The sequence below is a fragment of the Schaalia sp. Marseille-Q2122 genome, from assembly GCF_903645355.1.
In the GTDB taxonomy this organism is placed as follows: domain Bacteria; phylum Actinomycetota; class Actinomycetes; order Actinomycetales; family Actinomycetaceae; genus Pauljensenia.
Genome location: NZ_CAHJXR010000002.1, coordinates 18,517 through 30,253, shown reverse-complemented (window position 1 = coordinate 30,253; position 11,737 = coordinate 18,517). Strand labels below are relative to the sequence as shown.

The window sequence follows — 11,737 nt, the reverse complement described above, 5'->3', positions numbered from 1 at the left end:
AGCAGAGAGTCAACGTCACCACTTCAGGCGCCGCCCCAGATTTGGATCAGGTATCCAATAGTGGCGGCGACCATCGGACCGTTGAATAAGAAAGCCCTTCTCAACAAGATCATGAAGATCGGTGCGTGCCGTTTGGGGAGCAACGCCAAAGTTCTGCCGATAGAAGCTCACATCTACACCGGAAATCTCGCCCACAACCATCTGCTTGAGCAGTGCCATCTGCCGCAGATTGACGTCAGAGTGCTGCAATACCTCGATAATATCCCGTTGATCCTTCGCCCTACGCGCTACATACTTGTGCAGTTCATCAATTGCCTTAGAAACAATCTGTGCATGGAAAAGAAGGAAGTGCGTTAAATCCCCTTCATCTTGCTCAGTAAGTAGGAACGAGCGCGCATATTGTGCTGGAGCACGTCGAAGCAGGCGAGAAATCGACAGATATTCGGCAAGGAAGAATCCTTGGTTGAGAAGCAGCCAGTAGAAAACAGCTCTGGCAGTGCGGCCGTTTCCATCCACAAAGTAGTGATCATGCCCCATCATGAAATGCACCGTGATGGCGCGCAGGAGCGGCGGCATGTACCCATCGCCCCCGCCGTTGGCAAAGGCACATAAGGTCTCTAGCCTCTGTGGCAGTTCCTCCGCGGGCGGTGGAATGTGGAGAATCTGCTCCTGCCCTTGATCGCCATATATCCGCACCCGCTCTTCCCCGGGCTGTTGCAAACGGCCTGCTTCTGACGGATCCCCCATTGTCTGTGCGGTAATTCTGCGGTGAATCTCAAAGACAAGATCAGCCGACAGGGGTTGTTCCTTCACCTCACGCAACCATGTCATCACCTCGTAGTTATTGAGAATCATCTGTTCCGAACGATCCCGGGGTTTTTGGCCCTCCTGAAGCATCTCTTTTGCCCGGACGCGTGAGGTGGACGCCCCCTCCATTTGAGAGGATGTGATTGCTTCTTCAATGAGCGAGGAGACAAGGTAGTGACGAGGGCGCTCCAAGCGCTCCAACCCTTGCGGAAGCTCTAAAGTTCCCCGCGCTTGCGCGGTAATTTCATCCGTGAGCTTCCACAAGCTGTCGGGGTAATTCCAGGTGATTGGCGTGCCGTCAACCAATGTAAAGGGGGTACTTTTCGCAGTGCGCACTCGTTGACCCCGCAATAGTAACCACCACTCCTCGCGCGTGAATCCTTCGGGAGGGCGGTGATAACGGATCCATTCCCAGTCGACGTAGCCTTCAGGTTCAACCACCTTCGCACTCAAGAGACGCAGGATAGCTTCTGGGGAGGCAGTGCGGAGCATGTCATGCTCGAATTGGGCATATGGTGTTGGCGGCGGCATGGGAGTTTTCATAGCCTGTCCTCGCATCCCTCAGGGAGATTCTTTGAACTCTCCCACCATCTACTAGTTACTGCTAATTTAGCCTAAATTAGCAGTAACTAGTAGATGGTGGGTGGAATCGCACCCACTAGGAGACGCCCACTAGGAGACACAGCCCAGACAGTCTCTAGGGCACTCGCAGTTCTGTCAGTGGGTCGCGTTGAGCGGCCCACAGGGCCGGCACGATGCACAGCAGTGTGCTGGCCGCCGCCAAGGCCACCACGACTGCGGCCTGGAAATCCCAGGGAGGCAGAGCTTGGCCAAGCCCAGCCATAACCGCCGAGGCCGCCCCTGCCCCAACGCTTGCTCCCAGCAGGGTCAGCACTGCGACCTGCCCGACAGTTAGGCCGACAATCATCAGTCGGCTCGCACCGAGGGCGCGCCTGCGACCCAGGTCTTTGCGGCGTAGCAGCACGACGGCCCACACCACCAGCATGGTGGCACCGGCTCCCGCTCCCAGCACTCCGACGATTAGGGAGTGGGAGCTGGCGGTGAGTTCGCCGTCAATGGCTGCGCGCAGCGAGGCATAGGCCTGCGAGGTTGCCAGGTTGTATTCCTGGCTGGTGTAGCCGCGCATCTGCCCGCGCACCAAGTCCGTCAGCAGCGGGAGGTCATCAGCTGAACGCGCTGCCAGGAAGATCGCGCTCAACCCTTCAGGGCGCTCAACAGGCACAAGGATCGTGGGGCTCAGTTCTGCCAGGTGCTCGGGCAGGGTGATATCCCCAATGACGGTAATCTCGCGCCCTTCCTGAGCGACGCGCACTCCCCCGCCCTCGGCGGGCAGGCCCAGCAGATCGAAAGCGTCAGGGGTAGCAAAGCCTGCCAGGCCATCCCCGTAGTGTGCGGCAGCGTGGGAGGTGGCGCGCTGGTGTAGATCGCGGGCGAAACCGCCGTATACGAGGCGCGCGCCCACGCGTTTTCCGGCGTTGAGCTCGGCGTTGACCACGTCAACGGTGACGCCAAATCCAATGACGGATTCGACAATGTCGAGCTTTTCTAGGGCGTCAAGGATGTCTGGTTCAAGAGGCTTGGCGGGGTTGGTGGCGTAGATGCTGATGGAGCGGGTGCCGACATTATCCACGGTGGAGAGCACCTTGGACTGGGCGGCGGCGGACAGGCCTGCCGTTCCCAGGACGGCACCGACGGCTCCACCTGCGATGAGGAGTACCACCAGGGAGGTGACGAGCTGAGCGCGGCAGGACAGGATGATTTCTCGTAGGAAGGGCCACAGTGCCCCCGATCGGCGCGCCCTCATTGCCCACCTCCAATGCGCGGTGCTTCTGCCAGTCCTGGCAGTGCGATCTGCGAGGGTGCGGGAATGTGCACGTGCTCGTCGGAGAAGGCCGCAACCTGCGGGTCGTGGGTGACAACGATGACGCTGGCGCCCTCGTCGGCGGCGCGGCGCAGCATGTTCATCACTGCCTGCCCACTTTCTGCGTCGAGGTTTCCTGTGGGTTCGTCGGCGAAGATCACGCGAGGTCGGCCCAGGAGCGCCCGGCACAGGGCAATGCGCTGGGCCTGCCCGCCCGAGATCTGGCCGGGGCGGCGGTCAAGGGGAACGTTGACGTTCATGGTCGCTAGGAGTTCGCGGGCGTAGGCCTCGTGATCCCTGGCGGATTGTCCGCGGTAGAGGCAGGATTCAACGACGTTGTCGATGACCGTGCGGGTGGTATCCAGGGCGCTGTCTTGGAAGACGAAACCGAAGTTGTGGGCGCGAATGTGGGAGCGTTGCGCGTCGGAGAGATTATCGACGCGCTCATCGTCGAGGAGAATCTCGCCCGAGCTGGGGCGGATGAGCAGCGCAGCGAGGAAGAGGCGCGTGGATTTGCCGCAGCCTGATTCTCCGGTCATGGAGGTGATCTGCCCGGCGTTGAAGGTGTGACTCCACTTCGTCACGACTTCTTCACGGGCGCCGGGGTAGGTGAAGTGCACCTCGTGGGCACGCAAGGTCGCCATCGTGCCCCCTAGGAGTTGGCCGATTGGGGCGCATTGCCCTCAGTATCAGGGTCACCTTCACCGTCGGGGCTGCCATCGCTGTCAGCGCCGCCTTGCCCATCGGCGGGCGCCTCGCTGGGCGCACCACCCGAGCTGCCGGAAGTGGCGCCCTCTCCCCAAACGCGCACGCGCGCCCCGGCCTCAATGCCCGACACGACGGCCTGCCCACCCACAGTGGTCAGCACCTGAACGGGCACCTGCTCGCCGTCCTCGCGCAGGATCAGCGGCTGACCCTGCGCATCCACGCGCAGGGCATTGATGGGCACAACCGTGCCGGTAGCCTCTGGGATGACGACGATGCTTGCTTCGATTCCTCGCTTGCCTTGGGCGGGGATGAGGTGGCAGTCGGGGGCGCAGATACTTGCAGAGCCTTCAGGGGGGAGGATTTCAGCGATAAGTTCGCTGGTTTCTTCGTCCTTGGTGATGGTGCCGATGCGGGCGGGCCATTGGTGTCCATCGTGATTGAGCGTCAGGGTGAGGCCTTCGCGGATTGCCCCAAGCTGCGTGTCGGCGATCCTCATGGAGAAGCTTGGCGAGGAGCCGTAGACCTTGACTAGTGCGGTGCCGCTTTGCAGTTCGGAGCCGACTTGCACCTCGTCCTCCCAGGCGAATCCCACGGGAAGTTCCGGGGTGAAAAGCACCTGCCCCAGGGGGAGCATGCCGGTTTCTTCAAGGTCCTGATCTTTTTGCCAGGCTTTGAGGGCGCGTTCGGTGGCGTTGCCGAATTTACCGTCTGGGATCAGGCCCCATCCCCAGTAGTCGAAAAGGTAGGCCTGCAGTTGGGCGACGTCCTCGCCCTCAACATCCTTTGCGAGGTCACGGAAGGCGGGCACGGTGCCGGGTAGAACATAGACGGGGCTGAGGTCAACGGTGTAGAGCACGTCGCCTGCGCCGATCCTGCCTGAACGCCCACTGTCGATGGAGGTCAGTGTGCCCGCACGTTTAGCGACGAGGCGTGAGGCGCTTTGCCATTGTGCAGCAACCGCCATTTTCAGCGTGCGGCCCAGGCTGCCTTCGTTGGTGGTGGCGATGGCGTAGGTGCGGGCGGTGTGTTCTTCTTGGGGTGGGAGCAGGAGGGTGCGTCCCGCCCATCCGAGGCCCACGCCTGCAAGGACGAGGACGGCAACCAGTGCCAGAATGCCTGCAGGAAAGCGCTTGCGCCCACGGACAGTGCTGCGAGCGGCGGGCTCGGGTTGGTGAGCCTCGCGGAGCGTTGGCGGGGTAGGTTCCGTCATCACAACCTCCTTATCGTTAGCGTCAACCATAGTCAATGAAAGTGGGATGACCTCTCCCGGGCCAGGATGAGAGATTCTTCGTGAGGGCGGTAGTTGCGTCCGTCCATGGGGTTAGACGACAACACCTCGACAGTTCGTTTCTTCACCAATAGGGGCAGATCTCACGAAACTCTAAAACCTCACGGGGGGTCATTTGAGCAGTGTCAACGAGTTCCACCTGCGGGTTCCACTTCACTGGGCCGGAAAGATACTCTTCGGTGTATTGCTGCAACGAAGGCGGGTCCGAGAGATCAAAACCTTGACTCTCGGCGCATCGGGCGAATTCAACTTGTGCCTCGCAGTCCTGGGCTGCTGATTCTCGCGTGAGTGCAGGCATTGTCGGCATCGGGCCAGCCTTTTGCGCACACTCACGTCCGTCCTTCACATAGGACGTTTCCTGACCGGCATAGTCAGGCGTTGTGACAGCAACCGCCGGGGTATTCGGATCCTCAATCGCGTGCCCCTGCCACCCTTTTTCTTCCATGCACACAAGGATTTCTGACCAATAATTGGTTAGCCCCTCGTAATACTCTTTCAACGAGGCGCTCGGCGCTTCACGCTGAGCGTTGGTGAAGAAAACCTCGAAAGTTTCGTCCACTTCATCAGCATCACCCTGTGCATGCGATTGAGCAGCATTGAGAGGTCGCAGGCTTTCACCTGCGTCCTGTTGAGCGCTCGGAAGCCCTTGAGAGCAGCCCGCCACCGACAGAACAACCGCCGCGAATACAGACATCCGACGCACAGTCGCCCCGCCCGTAGAAAACCTTGTCATCCATCCCCCCCTTCTCCGCTCACCATGGGCACATGTCATACAATGCTCTCATTCCGTTAATTCGGATGTCAGGAATTTCCATAGCTTCCGCGTAAGGAATCCAGGGGATGCGTTCTGCGAGAACATCATCTCGAAAGACAGTGCGTGAAGGCGGATCACTCAAAGAGTAGCCTTTAGCCGTAAAGCACTGGTGAAATGCCACATAGCTGTCGTAAAGCTCGTCTGCGCTATTTACCGAAGGTTCCGGCCCCTGCGGTGCTGGACCGAGCTGTTCAAAACATGCGCGCGTATCTGCGGTGAAAGCCTCAACTCGCCCAAACCAACCATCCAGACGAATCGCAACGAGTGAGGTATGAGGATCTTCGACCTCTTGTTCAGGCCAACCTCGATCCTCCATACACCCACTATATTTCAGCCAATACTCCGTCAAATCGTGATCAAATTGAGCGTGCGAAGCCGAAGGTTCGGCCTTCAACGGGTTATCCAAAATATCGAGAGGCAAGTCTTCTTCCCCATTGACACTCTTGGAGGGCGCATTGTCTGACTGGGCAACTGTTTCCTGGTATGGAGACAAGCCCGCATTTGTATGCTTCTGCGTATTAGACGATCCAGCGTCAGGCAGACCAGCACAAGCTGAGAGGCTGCTTAGGGAAAGCAGTAACACTCCGAGAAAAAAGAACTTCGGCGGGCGGAGCCGCATCCCCCGACGGGATGCGGCTCCGCATACTTCAGAAGTTTCCATTGATGCAACCTGTAGTCACGGCAGAGACGTGCCTTGATGCATAAGCAAGCCAATGCCCTCCACCCTGACTCCATGCATTCTTGTACTCGTACCTGGCTTTGCGTGAAGCATCGAAGTAACGACGACTTCTCCAGTTGTCTCCCGGCGCTTCCAAATGCCCTGTTCCATATACAAAGGCAGAGATCTCGCCGACCTGGTTAACTCGACACGTTCTATGCCCCGACTGGTGTGCCGCATTTGCGGCATTCGTCGAGAAGACGAGCATCACCGTTGCAGCAATCGCCACCAATGACGTCATACGCGATTTCTTGGTCAACATCATCGTTTCCTTTCTTGTCTATCGCAGCCTCATTACTGCGATAGAAGCAAGCTACACACACTACACCCATAGTCAAGAGTTTTTAGGACATAATCTTTTTCTTCTCAAATGTGAACATTCAACCATCGTCGGAAGGATGACAACAAGTGCGGCGACACAAAGCATCAGACCTCAACACAAGGAAGACTGCCACACTCTCACCCCACTCACTCAGGTCATTGTCACCATGGGCATTGCTCGTAGGCCCATGCGCTGCCAAGACTAGAGAGTTCCTCATTCTTCCGGATATCCAGCTCGATGGTCCCTGTAGGCTCACCACGCATATGCGCGTCCACATATGCTTCTCGGGACGGTGGATCCGGCAAGCTAAAACCTTTCTCCTTCAAGCAATCTCTCGCCTTCATCTGCCGCTCCCAACCTTCCGCAGCGATATCCCTCGTCAATGCAGGCGGCGCAGGAGATGGGCCATAAGCTTCGTAGCAGGTTTCGACGTCTGACGCAAAGCGCGTCGGATCACTTTCCCACCCCTGCAAGGTGACAGAAACCTTCGAGCGGAAGGCATCATGAACTATCTGTTCAGGCCATCCTTTATCCTGCAGGCACTCATCAAGAAAGAGATAACGTTCGCTCTTTACCTTGATGTATTCAGCCTCCGTTGTAGCAGGCGCACCCTCATTTTTAGGAATCAAAATGTCATGCGGTAGCTCAGTCATACTCCCTGTTGGGAGCGCCTCAGAGCTCACAGCACTGTCGCCACCTTCATAGCCTCGCACCGACTGCGCCTGTTCGTTACTCTCACCAGCAGCGGAACACGCTGATACCAATACGCCGCAGGTTATGAATACTGCAACGCTCGGTAAAATGCCTCGTCGCTCAAAAATCCGAACCACTCCTACTCCCCTCTCCTGTCACCACGGGCATCGTTCATAGAGCTGTTCAAGAGTCATGTCTTGCGGATAGTCGTCGGGCGTCAAATGTTCCAGAGGAGACCATGGAGATTTATTCACGACAAAATCGTCCACATACTTCTGCTGCGATGGGAACTCCGGCAGTGGTGCACCGAGGTCAATTAAACATGAGTGCGCAGCTACAGCACGCTCATACTCCTTCAATGCCAATTCTCGGGTAAATGCAGGAGGCATAGGATACGGACCAGCTTCGGTCAAGCAGTCCTTTACATCCGAGACATACTGGTCGCGGCTCCCCCACCATCCATCAAGTTCCAAAGCAACATGCGGGGTATATGGATTCACGACCGTTGGTGCAGGCCACCCGCGTCCTTCCATACACATCGACATGCGATACCAATGATCGGTACGTTCTCTGTGCCATGTTTGAATATCCGCCGAGGCCGGACCAAAAACCTCAGGCTCGAGGATATCGCCAGGGAGCTGCTCCTCAGGCCAAGATTCCTCGTTGACGCTCTGTGGTTGAGCAAGAGCGCCCCCTTCGAAAGCGGCAAAGCCATCACTCTCAGCACCGGAAGCCTCCACAGACGAACAGCCAGCAAGATACAAGGGAAGCAGCACAATCACTGCGCGCCTCAGTGCGGTCATAATGCCTCCTCAACGAGCGGCCGGGATGGGGCCAGGTGCAGTCGACTCATTGGGACTCCCTGCTCCTGCTCACCACGGGCACATCTCGTAAATCTCATGCGAAGATTTTTGGCTAAAAAGAGGGTCGGTTTCCATGTCGATCTTGATGCCATCAAGGCCAACCATCGGATTCCACATGGCGTGATGAACGAGGAAGTCATCAAAGAACTTTTGCTTGGACGGGAATTCTGGCATGCGCGCCCCATGCGCCACTAAACATTCGTGAGCGGACTTGGCCTTTGCGTATTCTTCCTCAGCAAGTTCGGGCGTAGCAACGGGCGGCATGGGGATCGGCGGAGCACTGGCCTGACAGGCATCGAAGTCTCGCGCGTATCGCTGGGGATCCACTTCACTCCCCGCCATTTGGATCCCCATTTGAGGGGTATAGATCCCCTGGAGCTCAATAGCAGGCCACCCTTTATCCTCCATGCAATGAGAGAGCTCCAGATAGTAGTCGCCATTTGCCTTGTAGTAGGCGGCGAAATTCTCAGACGGTTCAGCCTTCCTATCGCCATCCAATATATCGAGAGGCAGTAAAGATTCCGCCCCCTCTGGTCCAGCATCGGCCGCGCTTGATGAAGTATCGCTATAGCTCCGTAAGGACTGTACCTGTTCGTCGTTCTCTCCACCGACGGAACAGCCTGCCGTCAACACTGCGAGGGCGGCGAACACAACAACAAAGGACAGGAAGCCTTGTCGTCTAGAAAATGGAAACACCTGCGCCCTCCCTCCCCCGTGTCACCACGGGCACATCTCGTAGATGGCCTTAAACGGCTTTGTCCCAAACAAGGGATCATTGCTGTGATCAAATTTCCCGATGCCAAAATTGTGCGCAGGATCCCACATGTATCGCTTGCCAATAAAGTAATCAAAGAAGGTCTGCTTGGCAGGAAACTCCGGCAAGTTCGCCCCATGCGCTACCAAACACTCGTGAGCAGACTTGGCCTTTTCGTATTCTTCCTCAGCTACTTCAACACTTAGCTCTGGTGGCATGGGCTGCGGACCGCCTTTCGCCAAACATGTTGAGCCTTCCTGAATAAAACGCTCCCGATCCAACCACCAGTCATTAAACTGGACTGCCACTCGAGGAGTATACGGTTCAAGCACCTCTTGTTCTCCCCAACCAAGCTCCTTCATGCAGTCTGAAAAACTCAAGTAGTACTCGGTCTCTTGACGGTAGAAGGATTCAAAATCTGCGGAAGGCTTTGCCTTATTGGGAGTATCAAGAATCTCAAAAGGAACACGCATATTCTCTGGCGCCATTGGGTCTCCACCACTAGAGATCTCATCGGCGGACGAGGGAAGAAACTCACCAAGCTTCCGTTCTGTTGCTGCCCCCTCACCACTACCAGCAGAGGCACACCCAGATGCACCTATTGCCAACGCGCACAGCGCAACAAGAGGACGCCACCGCCCTCGTGAAACCGCGCGTGTCCGATGCACCCTTGCCATCGCCATAACGAGCCCCCATGCGTCAACGGCCAACGTCGGCCATTCAAACTCTGCACCTCACAGCCTACACGTATTTGACCATTCTACAAGAATCAAGCCGCATCCTACCCGCCACCCCATTAAAAAGACGGCACCGCCACGTCAGGCCAAAGAAGTAACGCCCCTTAGTGAGCTGTCACAGCCGCAGGATCCACACGGCCCGACACGCCCACCCCCAGCACAAAAGCCGTCACACGCAGATCATCATCCATCTGACACAACAGGTCATTAAGGGAATCGAAGGTCATCATCGGGCGAATCTTCGACACGAAGGTCACAGCCACCCGCTCGCCGTATAGGTTCAAATCCGAACGCCCCAACACATGAGCCTCAACGGTGCGTTTCTCACCATCAAACTGGGGGTTTGTCCCTACCGAGATCGCAGCAGGCAAGAACTCCCCCGCCGTCGTGCCGGGCACATTGCGCACCAGCCACCCCGCATACACGCCGTCCCCTGGGATCACGCCCTCAATGCCGGTGTGCAGGTTTGCCGTGGGGAATCCCAGCTCACGGCCGCGCTTAAACCCGTGCTCCACAGTGCCGCGAATCCGATGCATATGCCCAAGCACGCGGGCCGCGCCCGCGACATCGCCCTCGGCCAACAGTTCGCGCACCCACGAGGACGACCAGCGTCGCCCCTCGGGAGCCTCAATATCGGCCACCATCACCACGTCAAAGCCGTACTCGCGGCCCAGTTCACGCAAGGTGTCAATGTCGCCGCTATTGCCCCGCCCAAAGCGGAAATCCTCACCGACAACGACCTCCACAGCGCCGAGCTTGTCCACCAGGTAGGTGCGGACGAACTCCTCAGCCGTCAGGGAATACACGCTCTCGTCGTAGTGGATGACGAAGGCCGCATCCACACCGCTGGCAGCAATGGCATCCAGGCGATCCTGCAGGGGGTTGATCAGGGCCAGGCCAGACTCGGGCCGGTGAACACTCACCGGATGCGGGTCAAAGGTGCAGGCCACGGCCTGAACCTCGCGGCGGCGCGCACGATCGCGGCAAGTGGCGATGACGCGGCGGTGCCCGCGGTGCATGCCATCAAAATTGCCGATCGTCACCACCGACTGGGTGCCAGTGGGAATATCAGCCAGCGAGGTCCAAACCTGCACGAGTGCTCCTTCTTTCTCCGTCACGAGGGTCTCGCCTTAGGAGAACACCAAAATCGTCTTCACAGCGTCGTTGACAATATGCGCCAAGCCCATAACAGTAACCCCATCAGCGGCGATAACAGCGATGGGCTCCTCCCCCGCCTGCTCGCGCAGAGCTTCCAGCTCCCCGCCCTGGCGGCGCGGCGCCTGACCGTGAGCGAAAAGCTCCGTCTCACGCTCGTTCAGTACCAGCTCGGGGAACATGGCTCGCACCGCGTCATTGAGCGGCATAATCGGCAAAGGCGGGCGATCTGTCGCTCCCGACTCCTCGTGGGTGCGCGCAATCTCCTCAAGGTCAGCCAGGGGGTGAGCCTCGTCAAGCGCGAAAGCTCCCACGCGGATACGCCGCAGCGCGGTCAAATGCGCGCCGACGCCCAGGTGCTCGCCAATGTCGCGGGCCAGAGCGCGCACGTAGGTGCCCGAGGAGCAATCCACCACGAGGTCGCAGTCGACGACGGGGATGTCGCGGGCAGCGTCGGCCTCGTTGATGGTCATTGTTGTTTGGCGAGGCTCCCCGGAGCTGGCCAGGCAGCCAATGTGCACCGGGCGGGCGGGCAGTTCTACCTCCACGCCTTCGCGCACGAGGGCGTGCGCGCGCTTACCGTCGACCTTGATCGCGGACACGCTGGAGGGGACCTGCATAATGTCGCCACGCAGCGGGGCGAGGGCGGCCTCAAGCTCGGCATCGCTAAGGGCTGCGCATCCACGTGCGGAGGTGATGTCGCCTTCGGCATCCTCGGTGGCGGTGGTGGCCCCCAGGCGCATGGTAGCCAGGTAGGCCTTGGTTTCTCCGGTGATCCATGTCAGTAGGCGCGTAGCCTTACCCAGTCCAAGAATCAGGACACCCGTGGCCATGGGGTCAAGGGTGCCAGCGTGGCCGACCTTGCGGGTGCGGGCCAGGCGGCGCACGCGCGCCACAACATCATGGCTGGTCATACCCGCAGGCTTGTCAACAATGAGGATGCCCGAGGGAGCAGTGGGGTCGGCTTTACGCGCCATAGGTGGGGGTTCTCAGTTC

13 protein-coding genes are annotated in these 11,737 nt (G+C 58.5%); all 13 read right to left on the bottom strand.

Annotated elements, in window-relative coordinates:
• Positions 1-15: 15 nt before the first annotated feature.
• Positions 16-1,350, bottom strand: coding sequence for a Fic family protein (locus HWX48_RS01115; RefSeq protein ID WP_254872897.1), 1,335 nt, complete (start codon positions 1,348-1,350; stop codon positions 16-18).
• 154 nt (positions 1,351-1,504) lie between these two features.
• Positions 1,505-2,632 (bottom strand): FtsX-like permease family protein, encoded by a 1,128-nt coding sequence (locus HWX48_RS01110; RefSeq protein WP_175953837.1) that lies wholly within the window; start codon positions 2,630-2,632, stop codon positions 1,505-1,507.
• Positions 2,629-3,333: an ABC transporter ATP-binding protein gene (locus tag HWX48_RS01105; protein WP_175953835.1), complete on the bottom strand. Its 705-nt coding sequence runs from the start codon at positions 3,331-3,333 to the stop codon at positions 2,629-2,631. Before HWX48_RS01105 ends, HWX48_RS01110 begins: the two co-directional genes overlap by 4 nt.
• A gap of 8 nt (positions 3,334-3,341) precedes the next feature.
• On the bottom strand, positions 3,342-4,607 hold the full coding sequence (locus HWX48_RS01100; RefSeq protein WP_175953833.1) for a peptidoglycan-binding domain-containing protein: 1,266 nt from the start codon (positions 4,605-4,607) through the stop codon (positions 3,342-3,344).
• A gap of 142 nt (positions 4,608-4,749) precedes the next feature.
• A complete protein-coding gene (locus HWX48_RS01095; protein WP_175953832.1) occupies positions 4,750-5,244 on the bottom strand; it encodes a hypothetical protein in 495 nt (164 codons plus the stop codon).
• Positions 5,245-5,437: 193 nt separating this feature from the next.
• Entirely contained in the window at positions 5,438-6,160 is a 723-nt protein-coding gene (locus HWX48_RS01090) for a hypothetical protein (RefSeq protein ID WP_175953830.1), read from the bottom strand.
• Positions 6,147-6,482 (bottom strand): hypothetical protein, encoded by a 336-nt coding sequence (locus tag HWX48_RS01085; RefSeq protein WP_217701567.1) that lies wholly within the window; start codon positions 6,480-6,482, stop codon positions 6,147-6,149. The genes HWX48_RS01090 and HWX48_RS01085 overlap by 14 nt, the downstream gene beginning before the upstream one ends.
• Positions 6,483-6,700: 218 nt before the next feature.
• Positions 6,701-7,192: a hypothetical protein gene (locus HWX48_RS01080; RefSeq protein ID WP_175953826.1), complete on the bottom strand. Its 492-nt coding sequence runs from the start codon at positions 7,190-7,192 to the stop codon at positions 6,701-6,703.
• 195 nt (positions 7,193-7,387) lie between these two features.
• Complete coding sequence (locus HWX48_RS01075) at positions 7,388-8,035, bottom strand: hypothetical protein (protein ID WP_175953824.1); 648 nt, start codon at positions 8,033-8,035, stop codon at positions 7,388-7,390.
• A 69-nt stretch (positions 8,036-8,104) separates the two neighbouring features.
• Positions 8,105-8,791: a hypothetical protein gene (locus tag HWX48_RS01070; protein ID WP_175953822.1), complete on the bottom strand. Its 687-nt coding sequence runs from the start codon at positions 8,789-8,791 to the stop codon at positions 8,105-8,107.
• 21 nt (positions 8,792-8,812) lie between these two features.
• Entirely contained in the window at positions 8,813-9,337 is a 525-nt protein-coding gene (locus tag HWX48_RS01065; RefSeq protein WP_175953820.1) for a hypothetical protein, read from the bottom strand.
• A 353-nt stretch (positions 9,338-9,690) separates the two neighbouring features.
• Entirely contained in the window at positions 9,691-10,680 is a 990-nt protein-coding gene (locus tag HWX48_RS01060; RefSeq protein WP_175953818.1) for a bifunctional riboflavin kinase/FAD synthetase, read from the bottom strand.
• A 36-nt stretch (positions 10,681-10,716) separates the two neighbouring features.
• Positions 10,717-11,718: a tRNA pseudouridine(55) synthase TruB gene (gene truB, locus HWX48_RS01055; RefSeq protein ID WP_175953816.1), complete on the bottom strand. Its 1,002-nt coding sequence runs from the start codon at positions 11,716-11,718 to the stop codon at positions 10,717-10,719.
• Positions 11,719-11,737 lie beyond the last annotated feature (19 nt).

What these genes read in the sequence shown, in the direction of transcription:
- HWX48_RS01105 (WP_175953835.1), bottom strand. Translation starts at nt 3,333, where the DNA reads ATGGCGACCTTGCGTGCCCACGAGGTGCACTTCACCTACCCCGGCGCC.
- HWX48_RS01090 (WP_175953830.1), bottom strand. Translation starts at nt 6,160, where the DNA reads ATGGAAACTTCTGAAGTATGCGGAGCCGCATCCCGTCGGGGGATGCGG.
- HWX48_RS01080 (WP_175953826.1), bottom strand. Translation starts at nt 7,192, where the DNA reads ATGACTGAGCTACCGCATGACATTTTGATTCCTAAAAATGAGGGTGCG.
- truB (WP_175953816.1), bottom strand. Translation starts at nt 11,718, where the DNA reads ATGGCGCGTAAAGCCGACCCCACTGCTCCCTCGGGCATCCTCATTGTT.
- HWX48_RS01075 (WP_175953824.1), bottom strand. Translation starts at nt 8,035, where the DNA reads ATGACCGCACTGAGGCGCGCAGTGATTGTGCTGCTTCCCTTGTATCTT.
- HWX48_RS01100 (WP_175953833.1), bottom strand. Translation starts at nt 4,607, where the DNA reads ATGACGGAACCTACCCCGCCAACGCTCCGCGAGGCTCACCAACCCGAG.
- HWX48_RS01115 (WP_254872897.1), bottom strand. Translation starts at nt 1,350, where the DNA reads ATGAAAACTCCCATGCCGCCGCCAACACCATATGCCCAATTCGAGCAT.
- HWX48_RS01110 (WP_175953837.1), bottom strand. Translation starts at nt 2,632, where the DNA reads ATGAGGGCGCGCCGATCGGGGGCACTGTGGCCCTTCCTACGAGAAATC.
- HWX48_RS01085 (WP_217701567.1), bottom strand. Translation starts at nt 6,482, where the DNA reads ATGATGTTGACCAAGAAATCGCGTATGACGTCATTGGTGGCGATTGCT.
- HWX48_RS01065 (WP_175953820.1), bottom strand. Translation starts at nt 9,337, where the DNA reads ATGGCGCCAGAGAATATGCGTGTTCCTTTTGAGATTCTTGATACTCCC.